This is a genomic window from Devosia sp. (genome assembly GCF_028290435.1).
Lineage (GTDB): Bacteria > Pseudomonadota > Alphaproteobacteria > Rhizobiales > Devosiaceae > Devosia.
Window position 1 is genome coordinate 21,618 of sequence record NZ_JAQGJV010000083.1, and the last position, 17,809, is coordinate 39,426.

The 17,809-nt window shown below is 64.4% G+C and carries 17 protein-coding genes; 7 read left to right on the top strand and 10 right to left on the bottom strand.

The features are described from left to right. Positions 1-51 precede the first annotated feature (51 nt). From gshB to rsmI, 3 genes are read right to left on the bottom strand one after another with little or no spacing between them, the layout of a single operon-like run. Positions 52-996 carry a glutathione synthase gene (gene gshB / locus JWP26_RS18635; RefSeq protein ID WP_299731295.1) on the bottom strand — a complete coding sequence of 315 codons (945 nt, stop codon included), beginning with the start codon at positions 994-996 and terminating at the stop codon, positions 52-54. Positions 997-1,005: 9 nt separating this feature from the next. Further along, a complete protein-coding gene (locus tag JWP26_RS18640; RefSeq protein WP_299731298.1) occupies positions 1,006-1,392 on the bottom strand; it encodes a YraN family protein in 387 nt (128 codons plus the stop codon). Further along, on the bottom strand, positions 1,361-2,260 hold the full coding sequence (gene rsmI / locus JWP26_RS18645) for a 16S rRNA (cytidine(1402)-2'-O)-methyltransferase (RefSeq protein WP_299731300.1): 900 nt from the start codon (positions 2,258-2,260) through the stop codon (positions 1,361-1,363). The genes JWP26_RS18640 and rsmI overlap by 32 nt, the downstream gene beginning before the upstream one ends. 113 nt (positions 2,261-2,373) lie before the next feature. Here rsmI and JWP26_RS18650 point away from each other — a divergent pair, with 113 nt between their 5' ends. Together JWP26_RS18650 and JWP26_RS18655 are read left to right on the top strand one after the other, a co-directional pair. Continuing rightward, a complete protein-coding gene (locus JWP26_RS18650; protein ID WP_299731302.1) occupies positions 2,374-3,588 on the top strand; it encodes a penicillin-binding protein activator in 1,215 nt (404 codons plus the stop codon). Positions 3,589-3,622: 34 nt separating this feature from the next. Then, entirely contained in the window at positions 3,623-4,183 is a 561-nt protein-coding gene (locus tag JWP26_RS18655; protein WP_299731304.1) for a hypothetical protein, read from the top strand. Between the two features lie 24 nt (positions 4,184-4,207). Here JWP26_RS18655 and hemW read toward each other — a convergent pair whose 3' ends face one another. The 4 genes from hemW to rph are packed head-to-tail and all read right to left on the bottom strand — an operon-like array spanning position 4,208 to position 6,849. Beyond that, positions 4,208-5,365, bottom strand: a complete 1,158-nt coding sequence (gene hemW / locus JWP26_RS18660) for a radical SAM family heme chaperone HemW (protein ID WP_299731306.1) — start codon at positions 5,363-5,365, stop codon at positions 4,208-4,210. Beyond that, positions 5,346-5,993, bottom strand: coding sequence for an RdgB/HAM1 family non-canonical purine NTP pyrophosphatase (gene rdgB / locus JWP26_RS18665; RefSeq protein WP_299731308.1), 648 nt, complete (start codon positions 5,991-5,993; stop codon positions 5,346-5,348). The genes hemW and rdgB overlap by 20 nt, the downstream gene beginning before the upstream one ends. After that, complete coding sequence (locus tag JWP26_RS18670) at positions 5,990-6,136, bottom strand: hypothetical protein (protein ID WP_299731311.1); 147 nt, start codon at positions 6,134-6,136, stop codon at positions 5,990-5,992. Before JWP26_RS18670 ends, rdgB begins: the two co-directional genes overlap by 4 nt. Beyond that, complete coding sequence (rph, locus tag JWP26_RS18675) at positions 6,133-6,849, bottom strand: ribonuclease PH (RefSeq protein ID WP_299731314.1); 717 nt, start codon at positions 6,847-6,849, stop codon at positions 6,133-6,135. Before rph ends, JWP26_RS18670 begins: the two co-directional genes overlap by 4 nt. Positions 6,850-6,997: 148 nt before the next feature. Here rph and hrcA point away from each other — a divergent pair, with 148 nt between their 5' ends. After that, the gene (gene hrcA / locus JWP26_RS18680; protein WP_299731317.1) at positions 6,998-8,074 is read left to right on the top strand and encodes a heat-inducible transcriptional repressor HrcA; all 1,077 of its coding nucleotides are present in this window, start codon (positions 6,998-7,000) and stop codon (positions 8,072-8,074) included. Between the two features lie 68 nt (positions 8,075-8,142). Beyond that, positions 8,143-8,724, top strand: a complete 582-nt coding sequence (gene grpE, locus JWP26_RS18685) for a nucleotide exchange factor GrpE (protein WP_299731320.1) — start codon at positions 8,143-8,145, stop codon at positions 8,722-8,724. On the opposite strand, the gene pncA is transcribed toward grpE, so the two are convergent. Both pncA and pabB read right to left on the bottom strand, forming a co-directional pair. Next, a complete protein-coding gene (gene pncA / locus JWP26_RS18690; RefSeq protein ID WP_299731323.1) occupies positions 8,721-9,365 on the bottom strand; it encodes a bifunctional nicotinamidase/pyrazinamidase in 645 nt (214 codons plus the stop codon). The two genes, grpE and pncA, sit on opposite strands and share 4 nt — an antisense overlap. 2 nt (positions 9,366-9,367) lie before the next feature. After that, complete coding sequence (pabB, locus tag JWP26_RS18695; protein ID WP_299731325.1) at positions 9,368-11,143, bottom strand: aminodeoxychorismate synthase component I; 1,776 nt, start codon at positions 11,141-11,143, stop codon at positions 9,368-9,370. A 258-nt stretch (positions 11,144-11,401) separates the two neighbouring features. On the opposite strand from pabB, the gene dnaK reads away from it, so the two are divergent. Both dnaK and dnaJ read left to right on the top strand, forming a co-directional pair. Further along, positions 11,402-13,312, top strand: coding sequence for a molecular chaperone DnaK (gene dnaK, locus JWP26_RS18700; RefSeq protein WP_299731327.1), 1,911 nt, complete (start codon positions 11,402-11,404; stop codon positions 13,310-13,312). A gap of 195 nt (positions 13,313-13,507) precedes the next feature. Continuing rightward, positions 13,508-14,665: a molecular chaperone DnaJ gene (gene dnaJ / locus JWP26_RS18705; RefSeq protein ID WP_299731330.1), complete on the top strand. Its 1,158-nt coding sequence runs from the start codon at positions 13,508-13,510 to the stop codon at positions 14,663-14,665. A 356-nt stretch (positions 14,666-15,021) separates the two neighbouring features. Here dnaJ and JWP26_RS18710 read toward each other — a convergent pair whose 3' ends face one another. Continuing rightward, a complete protein-coding gene (locus JWP26_RS18710; protein ID WP_299731333.1) occupies positions 15,022-15,630 on the bottom strand; it encodes an N-acetyltransferase in 609 nt (202 codons plus the stop codon). Between the two features lie 300 nt (positions 15,631-15,930). Here JWP26_RS18710 and mutS point away from each other — a divergent pair. Continuing rightward, the coding region (gene mutS, locus JWP26_RS18715) for a DNA mismatch repair protein MutS (protein WP_299731336.1) at positions 15,931-17,809 on the top strand (1,879 nt) is incomplete at its 3' end.

The following is a 17,809-nucleotide window of genomic DNA, read 5'->3' on the forward strand; positions in this document are numbered from 1 at the left end:
TAGCCATAGCCGGTTGGGGGTGAAATTCCCACCCTGCGGCGCGAAGACCCATTAAAGGCGCCGCTTCTCGATGGCGTCCCAGATCATCACGGCGATGTCCGGGCCGCCGAAGCGCTTGATTTCGCGGATGCCGGTGGGGGAGGTGACGTTGATTTCGGTGAGGTAATCGCCGATGACGTCGATGCCGACGAAGATCATGTCGCGCTCCTTCAGCGCCGGGGCGATGGCGGCGCAGATTTCGAGATCGCGCGGCGTCAGTTCGGACAGCTCGGGACGGCCGCCAACATGCATGTTGCTTCGGGCCTCGCCATCGGCAGGAATGCGGTTGAGGCCCATGATCGGTTCGCCATCGATGATGATGATGCGCTTGTCGCCCTTGCGCACGTCCGGCAGGTATTTTTGGATCATGAAGGGTTCGCGATAGTTCTGTTCGAACAGCTCGAGCAGGGAAGCGAGGTTGTGGTCACCCTCCTGTAGGAAGAACACGCCGGCGCCGCCATTGCCGTAGAGCGGCTTGACGATGATGTTGCCGTGTTCCTTGCGGAAGGCGTGGATCAGTTCACGATCGCGCGTCACCAGGGTGGGCGGCATCAGCTCGGGGAAATCGGTGACGAGGATTTTTTCGGGCGCGTTGCGGACGGCGGTGGGGGGATTCACCACCAGGGTCTTGGGGTGGATCTTGTCCAAGAGGTGGGTCAGCGTGATGTAGTTCATGTCGAAAGGCGGATCCTGGCGCATCAGCACCACGTCCTGGGTCGACAGATCGATACGGCTCGCCTCGCCGAGGGTGAAATGCTCGCCCTTGGGCTTGTCGACGACGGTGATGGGAGCGGCGAGCGCCGAGACCACATTGCCGCGCAGGGCCAGCGTATCGGGCGTGTAGTGCAGCAGCGTGTGGCCGCGCGCTTGCGCTTCGAGCATCATGGCGAAGGTGGAATCGCCGCGCGGGTTGATGGTGGCGACATGGTCCATCTGGACGGCGACTTTGAGGGTCATGAGGTTCTCTTAACTGGCGTCGAAAGCGTTGATGACATGGCGCGGCCAGGAGCGGGGCGCAAGGAAAATCACATCGAAGCGGAAGGGTGTTTCGGCCTGGGCGGGATGCTTGGCAAGCCAGTACTGCGCGGCGCGAGAAATGCGCGACGTGTTGACGGCTTCGAGCGCCTCGGCATAGCCCGATTTTTGTCTCCGCGCTTTGACCTCGACGAAGACGGTAACCCCGAAGCGAGTGGCGATCAGATCGATTTCGCCGACCGGGGTTTTGTAGCGGGCGGCGATGATTCGGTACAATTGCAGCCGCAGGAACCAGGCCGCCAATGCTTCGGCGCGATGGCCGCCGCGATGGGCGGCGATGCGCTTGTCACTCTTGGGCTTTGAGGGCGAGGGCGGCATCGTAGACCTCCTTGCGCTTGAGACCGTACTTGGCGGTGATGGCATCGACGGCAGCGCGAAGCGGTTGATCGGCGAGCGCCTCGACCAGCGAAGCATTCCAATCGGCGGCGTCGGGGACGGAGGCCTCTGGCGAACCGCCGACGACGATGACGGCTTCGCCCTTGGTTTCTGTATCGGCGAATTCAGTGGCGAGATCGGCCAGAGTGCCGCGATGGACGCGCTCGAAACGCTTGGTGAGTTCGAGCGCGACAGCGGCGGGGCGATCCGGGCCGAAGGCGATGGCCATGGCGGCCAGGGTGTCGTCGAGGCGGCGGGGGCTCTCGTAGAAGACCAGTGTTTCACGTGAATCTGCCAATGCCTTGAGGGCGTTGGCGCGGGCGCCTGCCTTGGGCGGCAAAAAGCCGTGAAAGGCGAAGGCGTCGGTAGGCAGGCCGGCAACGACCAGCGCCGAGAGCAGAGCCGAGGCGCCGGGAATGGCGAAGACGGGCAGATCGGCCTCGGCCAGTGCCCGGATCAGCGGAAATCCCGGATCGGACAGCAGGGGCGTGCCGGCGTCGGAAATCAGCGCAAAGGTCTGGCCGGCGGCGATGCGGGCGACGATATCGTCAGCCTTGGCACGCTCATTGTGTTCGTGCAGGGCGATGCGACGGCCCTTGATGCCGTAATGATCGAGCAGGCGGGCGGACATACGAGTATCTTCGCACAGCACGGCATCGACGGCGGCGAGGGTTTCGAGCGCACGGATGGTGATATCGCGCAGATTGCCGATCGGGGTGGCGACAACATAGAGGCCGGGCGCCAGTGACGGCGCGACGAAGCTCTGGCCGGCAATAAAATAGTTCGTCGCCTTGGGCTGCTGCTCGTCCACGCGTCGTCCTTCCGCTGTCTGGAGGCTGTTTTAGAGAGCGGGGACGGCAAAGTATAGAATTGCTTAATTGGAAAGGCGCAGGCTCCCTTAATCCGTCGAGCTTGAGGACAAGCATGGCCGGGACATCTGGATTGCGAGCGATTGCCGTCGGCGCTTTGGCGCTGGTTTTAGGGGCCTGTTCAGCGGGCGGCTTTGCCATTGGCGATCGGGTGCTGACCTTTCCGTGGGACCCGCCGCAGGACAGCGTGCCCGTGGCGCAGGCAGGATTGCCGGGGGCGCCGGGCGAAACGTTCGGACACGGACCGGTGCGGGTAGCGCTGCTGCTGCCGCTGAGCGATCCGGCGCTGACAAGCGCGGCGACGGCCATGGCCAATGGGGCCAAGCTGGCCATGAGTTTTATCGAGGCCAATCCCAATATCGCCGAAAACATCACGATTTCACTGCGCGACAGCGGCGCCTCGGCCGCCAGCGCCAGCCAAGCGGCGAGCGCGGCGCTGCAGGACGGCGCCAGCCTGATCCTGGGGCCGGTGCGCGGCGATCAGGTGATGGCGGTAGGTTCGGTGGCGCGCTCGGCTGGGGTTCCGGTGATCGGGTTTGCCAATACGTCCAGCGCGGCGGCGCCGGGAGTGTATCTGCTCAGCGTGCTACCGGAGACGGAGACAAAACGCAGCCTGGCCTATGCCTTGAGCAAGGGCAACCGCGGCCTTGCCGCCGCCTTTCCGGCTACCGAAGCCGGTGCAGCGCAGGAAAAGGCCTTCCGGCAGGCGGTGGCGGCGATCGGGTTGAGCCCGGCGGCCATTTACACCTATGGCAGCGCAGTGGAAGCGCAGGGCATCGTGCAGCAGGCCATGCCGATGCTGAAGACGGGCTATATCGATACGTTGTTCGTGCCGGACCGGACGGCGGCGCCGGCTTTCGGCGCGGCGCTGCAGGAGACCGGGGCCGGTGCCACCGGGTTGTTGCTGATGGGATCGGCCGATTGGGACAATGATGGACGGCTGGCGCAGGTACCGGGGTTGACCGGGGCGGTCTATCCGGCAGTGGATCCAAGCGGGCTGATGGCGATCAGCGCCGAGTATCAATCGCGGTTCGGGTCAGCTCCGCCGCAACTGGCCACACTGGCCTATACGGCGGTGATCTTGGCCAATGTGAAGACACTATCGCTGAGCACGCCGCGCTATAGCGCTGCGGCGCTGACAGCGGCGACGGGGTTCAATGGACGTGATGGCGTGTTCCGGTTCCTGGCCAATGGGCAGGGGGAATACGCGCTGGCGATCAAGCAGGTGGGCAATGGCGGGGCCGCGGTGATCGAGGCGGGGAAGCTTTAGGCTTTCTTGGTGCATCAGGGCGTATCAAGGCGGTATGAAAAAGCTACTCGCTATAGTGTTGGTTGTCGCCGCCGTTGGCCTATTTTTGCTATTTCAGGCATCCATCACTTCAATATCGTTACTGGGGTACTCTTTGCCGTATGGTGACGTCGCGCGCAATTATCTGCATGAGACGCCAATTTACATCGGAAACAGGAGTGGCGACGAAAAGAAACCCTTCTGCGGTTCGGTCACTATTCAAGCGGAACTTAACAAAAATCCAGTCGATATGGTATGCGTGCCGCTGAAATCGAGCGAAATTTCGCCCGAAGGCTGCGATGCTGTAGATACAGGGCAGGCAGTGCCTAACTACATTTTTCCATATCACGATACGATAGTGGCAAACGTGGCAGTTACTGTCGACAACGTGAGGGATGTAGCAAATTATGTCGAGACGTCATCAGCACGCGTGCTGCAGGAATTGGGCGGCGATTATTCAAGCAGAAACATGTTGTCACAACCAAAGAAGATCACGGTGTTGCAGTGCTCCGGATATGGAATAATTTCCATAGAACAGAGTTCCCTGGCGAACTATCTAAAGATCAACTTACCATAAACGAGGAAGTGGTATTGCGCGGCCTCAGGCTGCCAAATCAGCCACAACCGCATCCAGCACCGGCCAGCCACGATCTGTCACCCGGATATTGCCGTTCGGCAGGGTTTCGACAAACCCATAACCCTTGAGATCGTCGATCTGGCGCTGGTTGATCTTGCGGCCGCTCAGCGCGGTGAAGCGTTGCGGCGAGATGCCTTCGCGCAGGCGCAGGCCCATGACGAGGAATTCGTCGCCCTGTTCTTCCCAGGTCAGAACATCGTCGGTGACGAGGCCATGGCCGTTGGTGACGACCTTTTTCTGCCAGTCGAACGGCATTTTTTCGGTCGCCGTGGCGTGGCGCTGATTGTTGATCAGCAGCCGCCCATGGGCGCCGGGGCCGATGCCGGCATATTCGCCATAACGCCAATAAAGCAGGTTGTGCTCGCTCTCCTGGCCGGGGCGGGCGTGGTTGGAAATCTCATAGGCGGGCATGCCGGCCTGAGCGGTGAGTTCCTGGGTCAGCTCGTAGAAATCTGCCGCCAGGTCTTCATTGGGCATGATGAGCTTGCCGGCCTTGTGCAGGTCGAAATAGCGCGTGCCCTGCTCGATTGTGAGCATGTAGAGGCTGATATGGCCCTGCGCCAACCAGAGGCCTTCCTTGAGTTCGTCTTCCCAGTCGTCCAGCGTCTGATTGGGACGACCATAGATCAGATCGAAGCTGGACCGGTCGAACACCGATTGCCCGATGCGCACGGCGGCGATGGCTTCGTCCACGGTGTGGCGACGGCCGAGATCGGCCAGCGGCTTGTCGCGCAGGGACTGCACGCCAAGCGAGACGCGATTGATACCGGCGGAGCGGAAACCCTTGAAGCGCTCGACTTCGACGCTGGTGGGATTGGCCTCCAGCGTGATTTCGGCCTTGGGCTCGACGGTCCAATGCTTGGTGATGGAATTGATGATGCTTTCGACAGCCCAGGGGCTCATCAGCGAGGGGGTGCCGCCGCCGAAGAAGATCGACTGCACGACCCGTCCGGGCGTCAGGCTGGCGGCATGGGCGATTTCGCGCTCATAGGCGGCCACATAAGCCTGCTCGTCAAACGGGCCGCGATGGACATGCGAATTGAAATCGCAATAGGGGCATTTGCTGGCGCAGAAGGGCCAGTGCACATAGACGCCGAACAGATCATTCGCGCTCAATTGCAACCTCCACGAATTTCGCGAACGCGCGGGCGCGATGCGACAGCCCGGTTTCACCGGGAGACCAAGAATGCTTCATTTCGGCTGGCATCTGGCCGAAGGTGATGTCGTAGCCATCGGGCATGAAGGCGGGATCGTAGCCGTGCCCGCGCTCGCCGCGCGGCGGCCAGACCATGGTGCCGTTGCACTGGCCCTCGAACAGCCAGTCGCGGCCATCGGGATGGGCCAGGCACAAGGTCGCCATGAAATGAGCCTTGCGTTGGCTCGGCGAGGTCGCGTTGGCGGCCTGCAGCGCATCTTCGACGCGCTTCATGGCATGCTCGAAATTGCGCGGAACACCCGCCCAATCGGCGGTGTAGACGCCGGGATCGCCGCCAAGGGCATCGACGCAGAGGCCCGAATCATCGCTCAGCGCGATCATGCCGGAGCCTTGGGCGGAGGCATGAGCCTTGAGACGCGCGTTTTCGGCAAAGGTGGTGCCAGTTTCCTCAGGCTCGGGCAGGCCGAGTTCGCCGGCAGAAATCAGCTCGAGACCAAAGGGCTCGAACAATTCCTGAAATTCCTTGAGCTTGCCCTTGTTGTGGGTGGCCAGGACCAGACGATCGCCGTCGCGGAGCTTGAGGAGGGCGCTCATTTGGCGCTTTTGGGTTTGGCGTCGAGGGCGCGCACCACATCATGCCAGATGGCGCAGGCCTCGGGCGAGGGCACGCGGGCCTCTTCCTGCCGCGGGGGGGCGGGTTGGGCGGTCGCGACTTTCTTGAGGAGCCAGCCGATCATGCTGCCAGTACCTTCTGCTGCAATAGGGTCAGCTCGCCAATGCCCTGTTCGGCCAGGGTCATCAGGGCGTTCAACTCGTCGCGGCTGAAGGGGACCTGTTCGGCAGTGCCCTGGATTTCGACATATTTGCCAGAGCCGGTCAGCACGAAATTGGCATCGGTATGGGCTTCGACATCTTCGAGGTAATCGAGATCGAGCACCGGGGTGCCGCGATAGATGCCGCAGGACACGGCGGCCACGCTATCGCGAAGGGCCTTGCCCTTGGTGAGCTTGCGCTCGTCCATCCAGGCGATGGCGTCGGCCAGAGCGATATAGGCGCCGGTGATTGAGGCGGTACGGGTGCCGCCATCAGCCTCCAGCACGTCGCAGTCGATGGTGACCTGGTTTTCGCCCAGCAATTGCATATCAACCACGGCGCGCAGGCTGCGGCCGATGAGGCGCTGAATTTCCTGGGTGCGACCGGACTGCTTGCCGGCGGTGGCTTCGCGGCGATTGCGCGAGCCGGTGGCGCGGGGCAGCATGCCATATTCGGCGGTGACCCAGCCCTGGCCCTTGCCGCGCAGCCAGCCGGGCAGGCTGGTTTCAACCGAAGCCGTCACCAATACCTTGGTATTGCCGAACTGCACGAGGCAGGAGCCTTCGGCCTTTTGCGAGACGCCGCGCTCGATCGTTACTGCGCGCATCTGGTTGGGCTCACGTCCGGAAGGCCGCATGGGCAAATCAGTCCCTGATGGTTATTGAAGTGTTAATCCGCCCTCATACCCTTCTGGCGGGCCCCTCACAAGCCGCGGGCGCTTGGCGGGAGGCTGCAATGCGCTTAAATGATGGGGCAGGGTTAAACGGAAGATTTTACGCAAACACATGGCAAGGCCACCCGAAGACTTTCTCGCGGTGCTCAATACCCGCAGCCAGGACATCTTTAAAAAGATTGTCGAGCGCTATCTCGAGACCGGCATGCCGGTGGGTTCGCGCGACCTGAGCCGCATGCTGCAGGTGGGATTGTCGCCGGCCTCGGTTCGTAACGTGATGGCGGATCTCGAGGATCTGGGCCTGATCGCGGCGCCGCATACTTCGGCCGGAAGAGCACCGACGCAGGAGGGCCTGCGGTTTTTCGTCGATGCCATGCTGGAAATCGGCAGTGTTGATGAGCGCGAGCGGTTGCAGATCTCCAAGAACATCGAGGGCCAGGCGCGGCAGGGACAGGTCGAGGATCTGCTCACCGAGGCCAGCCAGCTCTTGAGTGGGTTGAGCCAGGGTGCCGGCGTGGTGATCGCCGCCAAGGCCGACATGGTGCTGCGGCATATCGAATTTGTGCGGCTGGATGCACTGCGAGCCATGGCGGTTCTGGTGGGCCAGGACGGGCAGGTGGAAAACCGCATCATGGACCTACCGCCGGGGCTGACGGCCAGCGCCTTGCAGCAGGCGAGCAATTATCTGGCCCATCACGTGATCGGGCGGACGATTGCAGAGGCGCGCAAGATTTTGAGCGAGCAACGCGCCGAACAGCGGGCGGAACTGGATGAGCTGACGCGAAAACTGGTGGATGATGGCATCGCGACGCTGAGCCAGCCGTCGAGTTCGGGGCAGCCGACGATTATCGTGCGCGGGCGGGCGAACCTGATCAACGACACCATGGCGTCGGAAGACCTGAGCCGGATGCGGCAGTTGTTCGATGAGCTGGAAAGCAAAGACGGGCTGCTGGACCTCTTGGGCGATACCGAGAAGGCGCAGGGGGTGCGCATCTTTATCGGCTCGGAGAACAAGCTGTTTTCACTCTCTGGGTCTTCGGTGATTCTCAGCCCCTACAAGGACGCCAATGACAAGGTGGTGGGCGTTTTGGGGGTGATCGGGCCGACGCGATTGAACTATGCGCGCATCGTGCCCGTTGTGGATTATACCGCCCATGTCATCAGCTCGATGATGGCACGCAAGCGGTAGGGTTGAAAAAACCTGCGCTCTGGCCGATATGCGGGGTCAAATCCACCTAATTTGCGGAACAGATGATGATGAGCGACGAAAACGCCTCGCAGGACGACAATCCCGAGATCGAGATTGAGGCGGTTGAGCCCGAAATCGATCCGACGCTGGCGCTGCGGGCGGAGAACGCCGAGCTCAAGGACCGCGTGCTGCGCACCGTCGCCGAGATGGAAAACCTGCGCAAGCGCACCGAGCGTGAAGTGGCCGATACACGCTCGTACGCCATTGCCGGCTTTGCCCGCGATATGCTGAGCGCGACGGACGCTTTGAGCCGGGCGCTGATGGTGCTGCCGGCGGAAGCCCGCGAGACGGGCGACGCGACGACCAAGAGCCTGATCGACGGCATCGAGATGACCGAGCGCGAAATGCAGCGGCTCCTCGCCAAGCACGGCGTCAAGCCGATCGAGGCCGAGGGGCAGAAGTTCGATCCGCACAAGCATCAGGCGATGTTTGAGGTTCCTGATCCCACCCGGCCGGAAGGCACCGTGGTGCAGGTGGTTCAGGCCGGATTTGCCATTGGGGACAGGGTGTTGCGTCCGGCCATGGTGGGCGTCGCCAAGGGCGGCCCGAGCCATGCCGAAGGTGCCGAGGCGATCGACAAGAGCGTCTAAGCCACTGATTTACCCAATATATCCTTGCTTTGCAGCCGGCTCACGCCGGCTGTTTGCATTTCGGCCCAGGCTTTTTCGAGCGAGCCGGCATTGTCGATGGCGCGGGTGGCGTCTTCGATGACGGCGACGTCAAAGCCTCCGGCCGCGGCGTCGATGGCGGTCCAGCCGACGCAGAAATCGGTGGCAAGACCAACGACATAGAGCTTGTCCACATCGCGCTCATTGAGATAACCGGCAAGGCCGGTCAGGGTCTCGCGGTCGGCTTCCTGGAAGCCGGAATAGGAGTCGATCTGGCGGTTGTAGCCCTTGCGGATCATCAGTTGGCCGTGGGGAATGTCCAGGTCGGCGCTGAGCTCGGCGCCATGGGTATTCCAGACGCAATGGTCGGGCCAGAGCACCTGGGGGCCGTAGGGCAAGTCGATCAGGTCGAACGGATTCTTGCCGGGATGTTGGCTGGCGAAGGAGATGTGGTCGGCCGGATGCCAGTCCTGGGTGAAGATGACGTTGATGAAGCGCTTGGCTAAGGTATTGATTAATGGAACGATTTCGTCGCCGCCGGCCACCGCGAGACTGCCACCGGGCAGGAAATCGTATTGCACGTCGACGACGATGAGGACGTCGCTGGGGGTGATGTCGAGCATGGTCACTCCTTGATCCATTGGGCGGGGATGAGGCCGCGGACGGAATTGCCGAGGAAAATGGGGGCGGTTTCGAGGTCGGAGAGCGTCAGGGTGTGCTCTCTGGCGCCGCCGGTGGCGATGAGTTCAGCGCGCATTGTGCCGGGGAGGAGGCCGGACGAGAGAGGCGGGGTCAGCAGGATGCCGTCGCGTTCGATGAACAGATTGGTGATCGAACCTTCGGTCAGTTCGTTGTTTTCGTTGAGAAATACGACTTCATCGACACCAGTCGTGGCGTGTGCGTGTTGGCGCGGCTTGTCGTAGAAGGCGCGGTTGGTGGTCTTGTGGGCGAGCCAGAGGCTCTTTGAATCGAGGTGTTCGGGGGCAATGGAGAAGCGGAAGACGGCTGGATTTGGCGGCAGGGGAACCCCTGTGACGGCGGGGCCATCGACCTCGTGCAGGGTGAGGCGGACGCGCATGGGGGCGGTGAAGGTTTGGGCCAAATCGTCCAGCATGCTGGATTTCTTGATCGCATCGAAGGGCAGGCGGAAATAGCGCGCCGAACTTTCCATCCGGGTGAGGTGACGGTCGAGAAGATAATAGCCGCGACCGGGTTCCCAGAGCAGGGTTTCGATCAGGCAGACCGGAGTGGCCGGATCGGAGAAGAATGCCATTTTGAGCAGGGCCTCCTGATATTCGTCGGCGAGCAGACTATCGGCGACGATGCCGCCGCCGATACCGATTTCGCCCTTGCCGGAATTATCGATGACGGCGGTGCGGATGGCCACGTTGAAAATGACGTCGCCATCGGGGGCGATATAGCCGATGGAGCCGGTATAGACGCCGCGCGGGTCGGGTTCGATCTCGTCGATGATTTCCATGGCGCGCAGTTTGGGGGCGCCGGTGATGGAGCCGCAGGGGAAGAGGTTTTCCAAGATGTCGCGCGGGCCGAGGCCGGGCTTAAGCGTGGCGGTGATGCCTGAGGTCATGGTGTGGAGGGTGCGGTAGGTCTCGACGGTGAAAAGGTCGGTGACCTTGACCGAGCCGATCTGGGCGATGCGGCCGAGATCGTTGCGCAGAAGATCGACGATCATCAGGTTTTCGGCGCGGTTCTTTTCGTCTTGGGCCAAAGCGAGGCGGCCAGCTTCGTCTTCGGCGAGAGTGCGGCCGCGCGGCATGGTGCCCTTCATCGGGCGGGCCGAGAGGGCACCGGCGCGGTTGGAAACGAACAGTTCGGGGGAGCGCGACAGGATAGTGTGGGTCTCAGTGGCGATCAGCGCCCCATAGGCGACGGGTTGCTTGCGCACCAGATCGCGATAGAGCGCCACGGCACCGCCCTCCAGGGTAAAATCGGCCTTGAAGGTGAGGTTGACCTGATAGGTGTCGCCGGCGGCGATCAGGGCTTTGACGGTGTCGAAGGCGGTTTTGTAAGCCGCCAGATCGAGACGGGGCCGGATATTGACCGCGCGGCCGGTAGGTCCGGCGATGCTGGCGAGCCAGACATCGACCTCTGTGGCGCTAAGTTTTTGCGGCGTGTCGTAGAGGCCCATCCAGAGGAGGGGCGTATCGCTGCGGGCAGGCAGGCGATGGGCCAGGCGTTCCTCGAACAGGAAACCAAGCTCATAGGCCAGATAGCCGGCCGAGTGGAGGCCTTCGGCACGCGCGGTTTGCAGCCGGCCCAGGGCCACCCGCGCTTCGTCGGCCGTATGGGCAACCACGATTTCGCGCGGCGCGGTGAACAGCAGGTTCGCTCCCGCGGGATCGAGCGTGTCGTGAAGCAGCACTGTGCCGGGGATCAGCATGGTGGCGTTGTAATTGGGGGGCGCCGGTTTGGGAAGTTAGCGCGAGGGCGGAACACAGCGCTTTTTCTTCACCGCGCAAGCCTTGCGATGCATCCAAACGCTGTTTGAGCGCTTGAAGCCCTCAGGCGACCCCCCTATATACGCCGCAGGCCCAGAGATGGGCACATTAACGTTGCAAGGGAACCCGGCCCTAACCGGCCACGAAGCTGCTTCGAAAGCGGGGCTTCATCATGGGTTTGCTGAGAGAGAGGCATAGTAATGGCTAAAGTTATCGGTATCGACCTCGGGACCACCAATAGCTGCGTTGCAGTGATGGACGGCTCGAGCCCAAAAGTGATCGAGAATGCCGAAGGCGCGCGCACCACGCCGTCGATGGTGGCGTTCTCCAAGGATGGCGAGCGCCTTGTGGGCCAGCCGGCCAAGCGCCAGGCGGTCACCAATCCTGAGGGCACGCTGTTTGCCGTCAAGCGCCTGATCGGGCGCCGTTACGACGACAAGGTCGTCGGCAAGGACAAGAACCTGGTCCCGTTCAAGATCGTCGCTGCCGACAATGGCGACGCATGGGTGGAAGCCTCGGGCGAAAAGTATTCGCCCTCGCAGGTTTCGGCAATGATCCTGCAGAAGATGAAGGAAACTGCCGAGTCGTATCTCGGCGAGACCGTCACGCAGGCCGTCATCACGGTTCCGGCCTACTTTAACGACAGCCAGCGCCAGGCCACCAAGGATGCGGGCAAGATTGCCGGACTTGAAGTGCTGCGCATCATCAACGAGCCAACCGCGGCCGCCCTGGCCTACGGCCTCGACAAGAAGAACTCCGGCACCATCGCGGTCTATGACCTTGGTGGCGGCACGTTCGACGTGTCGGTGCTGGAAATCGGCGACGGCGTGTTTGAAGTAAAGTCCACGAACGGCGACACCTTTCTGGGCGGCGAAGACTTTGACATGCGCCTGGTCGACTACTTTGCCGACGAGTTCAAGAAGGAGCAGGGCATCGACCTTCGCTCCGACAAGCTGGCTTTGCAGCGCCTCAAGGAAGCTGCCGAAAAGGCCAAGATCGAACTGTCGAGCTCGACCCAGACCGAAATCAACCTGCCTTTCATCACCGCTGATGCCTCGGGCCCGAAGCATCTGACGCTGAAGCTGAGCCGGTCGAAGTTCGAATCGCTGGTCGATGACCTGATCCAGAAGACCGTCGAGCCCTGCAAGCAGGCGCTCAAGGATGCGGGCCTGACCGCAGCCCAGATCGACGAAGTTGTGCTGGTCGGCGGCATGAGCCGCATGCCCAAGGTGCAGGAAGTCGTCAAGCAACTGTTCGGCAAGGAGCCCCATAAGGGCGTGAACCCGGACGAAGTGGTGGCGCTCGGCGCTGCGATCCAGGCCGGCGTACTGCAGGGCGACGTCAAGGACGTGCTGCTGCTCGACGTGACCCCGCTGTCGCTGGGCATCGAGACGCTGGGTGGCGTGTTCACCCGCCTGATCGATCGCAACACGACGATCCCGACCAAGAAGAGCCAGACGTTCTCGACAGCCGAAGACAGCCAGTCTGCCGTGACCATCCGGGTGTTCCAGGGTGAGCGCGAAATGGCGGCGAACAACAAGCTGCTGGGTAATTTCGACCTCGCCGGCATTCCGCCGGCACCGCGCGGCGTGCCGCAGATCGAAGTGACGTTTGACATCGACGCCAACGGCATCGTCAACGTTTCGGCCAAGGACAAGGGCACCGGCAAGGAGCAGCAGATCCGCATCCAGGCTTCGGGTGGCCTGAGCGATGCCGACATCGAAAAGATGGTGCAGGAAGCCGAGCAGAACGCCGAAGCTGACAAGAAGAAGCGCGAAGCCGTGGAAGCCAAGAACCAGGCCGAGAGCCTCGTTCACTCGACCGAAAAGTCGGTCAAGGAATATGGCGACAAGGTTTCGGCCGAAGACAAGGCTGCAATCGAAGCCGCTATCGTCGACCTGCGCGGCGTGCTTGACGGCGACGATGCCGAGGTGATCCGCGAGAAGACCGACGCACTGGCGCAGGCTTCGATGAAGCTGGGCGAGGCCATGTACAAGGCCCAGGCCGGCGACGGCGCCGAAGCGGGCGCAGGCCCCTCGGCCGGCGGGTCGGACGAAGGCGTCGTCGACGCCGAGTTCGAGGAAGTGGACGACGACAAGAAGTCCGCGTGACCTTCTGTCTCATGGCGAACGGCGTTCACCTGATGCACAAGCCCGCCTCGGGGAACGTCGCCGCCAACTTCGCGGATAAGCGCCTCCGCCCGATTGAGCTTGAACCCCGATTCTTAAGGATGGGGTTCAAGGCTTGCGGGCGGGCGGAGGTCGCCCCACCTTCATTCCTTAACGTGACCGAAGTCTGATCCGGCCATGCGCGATTTTTATGAAGTTCTCGGAGTGCAACGCGGCTGCGACGAGGCCGGGCTGAAGTCCGCCTTCCGCAAGCTGGCGATGGAGCACCATCCCGACCGCAACGGCGGCTGCGAAGAGGCCACCGGCCGCTTCAAGGAAATCAACGAAGCCTATTCCATCCTGTCGGACCCGCAAAAGCGCGCCGCCTACGACCGCTATGGCCATGCCGGCGTCAACGGCGGCGGTGGCGGCGGCGGCCCGCAAGGGTTCGGCGGCGCGGACATGAACGACATCTTCTCCGAGGTGTTCGGCGATGCGTTCGGCGAGATGTTCGGCGGACGCGGCCGGCGCAGCAACGGCCCCGCGCGGGGCGCCGACCTGCGCTATGACCTCGAGATCACCCTGGAGCAGGCCTATAGCGGCTCCGACGTGGAGATCACGGTTCCGGCCTCGGTGGCCTGCGAGGCCTGCCACGGCTCCGGCGCCAAGCCCGGCACCAATCCCACCGTCTGCAACGGCTGCGGCGGCCAGGGCCGGGTGCGCGCCTCCCAGGGCTTCTTCGCCATCGAGCGGACCTGCCCGCGCTGCGGCGGCTCCGGCAAGCTGATCCTCGACCCCTGCCAGGCCTGCCATGGCCATGGCCAGGTGCGCCGCGACCGCACGCTTTCGGTGCGCATTCCGGCCGGCGTGGACGACGGCGCGCGCATCCGTCTGTCGGGCGAAGGCGACGCCGGCCAGCGCGGCGGGCCGCGCGGCGACCTCTACATCTTCCTGTCGGTCAGCCCCCACGACATCTTTGAACGCGAGGGCCTGGACCTGCTGTGCACCGTGCCGGTGCCGATGACGGTGGCGGCCCTGGGCGGCGACATCGAGGCGCCCTGCCTGTTGGGCGGCGACAATTGCGACGGCGAGGCGCGCAAGACCGTCAAGGTGCCGGAAGGCACCCAGACCGGGCGCACCATACGGCTGAAGGGACGGGGCATGCCCTCGCTCCGGTCACGCGAACGCGGCGACCTGATCGTCGAGATCTTCGTGGAAACGCCCAGCAAGCTGACGGCGCGCCAGAAGGAACTGATGCGCGAACTGGCCGGCCTGTGCGGCGAGCAGCAGCACCCCAAGTCCGCCTCCTTCGTGGGCAAGGCCAAGAAGTTCTGGGGCGGCGTCACCGGGGTCTGAGACCCTTGGGCCGGATCGACATCCATGGATGCGTCGATGCCGACGGCGCCCGGCCGCGCCCCGGGCGGCTCTGACTCCGCATTGGGCTTGGAAGGAAGAGAAGGACGAAAAAAGAAGCGCAAGAGGCAGCGGCTGCGGCAAGGCTGGCGCAAAAGCCTCTGCGTCGGGGCTTCACCGAGGCGCGCAGCGCCTCTGAGAAAGAAAAGCCAGCGTCAGACCAGCAAGGCGTACGAAGCCCCGCCCCCTTCCGCTTCTTCCCTACCTTCTCGTCCTTCCGAGTCCAAAGCTGAGCCAAATGCCAGCCACGCCGGTTGGTATTGAACCCAATCGGTGAATGTCGATCCGGAACTAGGCGTTCAGTCTTCCAGGTCCATGGCCGCCAGCTCGGCGATCTCGGGCCAGCGGAAGGGGATTTCCGAGACCAGGCCGCCGCCGGGTCCGCGCCGCACCTGCGCCGGGCCGGCCATGCCGCCCAGCCGGTCGTAGAAGGCCACCGCCCGGTCGTTGCCGCGCAGGACCGTCAGGGTGAGAGCGCCGGCGCCCCCCGCCATCAGGGCCCGCGCCGCGCCGGCCAGCAGGCGGCGTCCCAGCCCCTGGCCCTGGGCGGATTTCAGCACATAGAGGGTGGTGATCTCGGCCTCGTCTTCCGCTCCGCCCCGCGTGGGACCGCCGGAGACATAGGCCACCAGGCCCGAGCGGTCGCCCGCCACAAGATCCACCTCGCCGGGTGTGGCTTTCAGCAGCCGCTTGCGCCAGCGCCGCGCGTGCAGCGGGGTCGACAGCCGCGCCAGATAGAGGTCGGGCAACAGGCCGGGATAGGTCTGGCGCCAGGCGCGCACATGGACCTGCGCCAGATCCTCGGCGTCGCCCGGACCCGGTGGGAAGATCAGATAGTCGGAGGCGAGCTGATGGCCGTCCATGGCGCCATCCTGATCCTCTGGCGGACGGGTGCAAGAGGCTAACATCCACCTGGCCCGCGATTGCCCGCACAAGGGCGACGCCCTGGCGCCGCGCTCCAGGCTTTGTCTCGTCGCGCTTTTCGGCGGCGAACCGGCCGGTGAAGGTGGATGGGGCCAACGCCGGCGACATCGTGGTGAAGGACGCCGGGCGGGTGATCCGGTCCTTCCACCTGACCAAGTAGGCCACCTGACCAAGTAGGCCACCTGAACAGGTAGCGGCTCCGGCTGGACGCCTTGCCCCCCTGCTTGCGGGTCTCCGCGCCGTAAGACTTAACGGGCCCTCGGCGGCGCGCTAGGTTCGCGGCGATGAACGTCCAAGCGATTCCACAGCTCGATTCCGCGTCGGCAACGGCCAGCGTCGCTTTGGAGTCCGCCGGCGCGACGCCCGTCATGGCGCAATACTTCGAAGCCAAGGCGCGCCAGCCCGACGCCCTGGTCTTCTTCCGCATGGGCGACTTCTACGAGCTGTTCTTCGACGACGCGATCAAGGCGGCCGGCGCGCTCGGCATCGCCCAGACCTTCCGAGGCAACCACAACGGACAGCCCATCCCCATGGCCGGGGTGCCGGCCCACGCCGCCGAGGCCTATCTGGCCAAGCTGATCCGGGCCGGCTTCAAGGTCGCCGTGTGCGAGCAGATGGAGGACCCGGCCGAGGCCCGGAAGCGCGGTTCCAAATCCATCGTGCGGCGCGACGTGGTGCGCATCGTCACGCCGGGCACGCTCACCGAAGACGGATTGCTGGACGCGCGCGGGGCCAATCGCCTCGCGGCCATCGCCGTGCGCGGCGGCCAGGCGGCGGTGGCCAGCGTGGAGCTGTCCACCGGCGAGGTGGAGTGTTTCACCGTGGCGCGCGATGGCCTGGGCTCGGCGCTGGCGGCGTTGCAGCCGTCGGAGACCCTGTGCGCCGACCGGCTGTTCGCCGATGAGATCGTCAACGCAGCGCTGAAGGCGGCCGGCGGGGTGATCCAGCCGATGGCCTCGGCGCTGGCCGAACCGTCGGCCTCCGAGGCGCGGGTCAAGCGGCTGTACGGCGTCGACACCCTGGACGGGTTCGGGGCGCTGACCGGCGCGGAAATCTCGGCCCTGGGCCTGATCGCCGCGCATCTGGAAGTGACGCAAGCCGGGCGGCTGCCGGCGCTGAGCGCGCCCCGCCGGGCGGCCGAGGCGGATGTGATGGCCATTGATCCGGCCACCCGCGCCAGCCTGGAGATCGAACGCACCCTGTCGGGCGGGCGCGACGGCTCGCTGCTGGCGGCCATCGACCGCACCATCACCGCGCCGGGCGCGCGCCTGCTGTCGGCCCGTCTGGCCCGGCCGCTGCTGGACCCCGCCGCCATCGACGCGCGGCTGGATGCGGTGAGCTGGTTCGTGGAGCGCCGGCCGTTGCGCGAGGAATTGCGCGGGGCGCTGAAGGGGGCCGGCGACATGGCCCGGGCCCTGTCGCGCCTGGCCCTGGGCCGGGGTGGACCGCGCGACCTGGGCTGCCTGCGCGACGGCTTGAAGACCGGCGAGGCGATCGCGGCCATGGCGCTGCGCCAGCCCGAGCCGCTGGACCCGCCGCCGGCCGAGATCGAGGCGGCGCTACTCGCCCTGACGCCCAGCACGCAACCGGGGCTTTCCACCTTCCTGGCCATGCTGGAGGAGGGCCTGGGCCCCGAGCTGCCGGCCCAGGCGCGCGACGGCGGTTTCGTCGCTTCGGGCGCCAAGCCGGAGCTGGATCATGTGCGCCAGCTGCGCGACGACAGCCGCCGGGTGATCATCGCGCTGGAGACGCGGCTGGCGGCCGAGAGCGGCGTGCCGCTGAAGATCCGCCACAACGCGGTGCTGGGCTATTTCGTGGAGACCACGGCGGGCAAGGCCGACCCGCTGTTCCAGCCGCCGCTGAACGCCACCTTCATCCACCGCCAGACCCTGGCCAACCAGGTGCGCTTCACCACCGTGGAGCTGGCCGACCTGGATGCGCGCATCGCCCAGGCAGGCGAACGCGCCCTGGCCATCGAGATGGCCGCCTTCGAGGCCTGGCGCGAGGAGGCCCGCGCGGTGGCCCAGCCGCTGCAGGCGGCGGCCCAGGCGCTGGCGCGGCTGGACGTGGCGGCGGGGCTGGCGGAATGGGCCGAAGATTGCGCGGCCGTGCGCCCCCACGTGGACCGCTCCACCCGCTTCTGCGCCGAGGGTGCGCGCCACC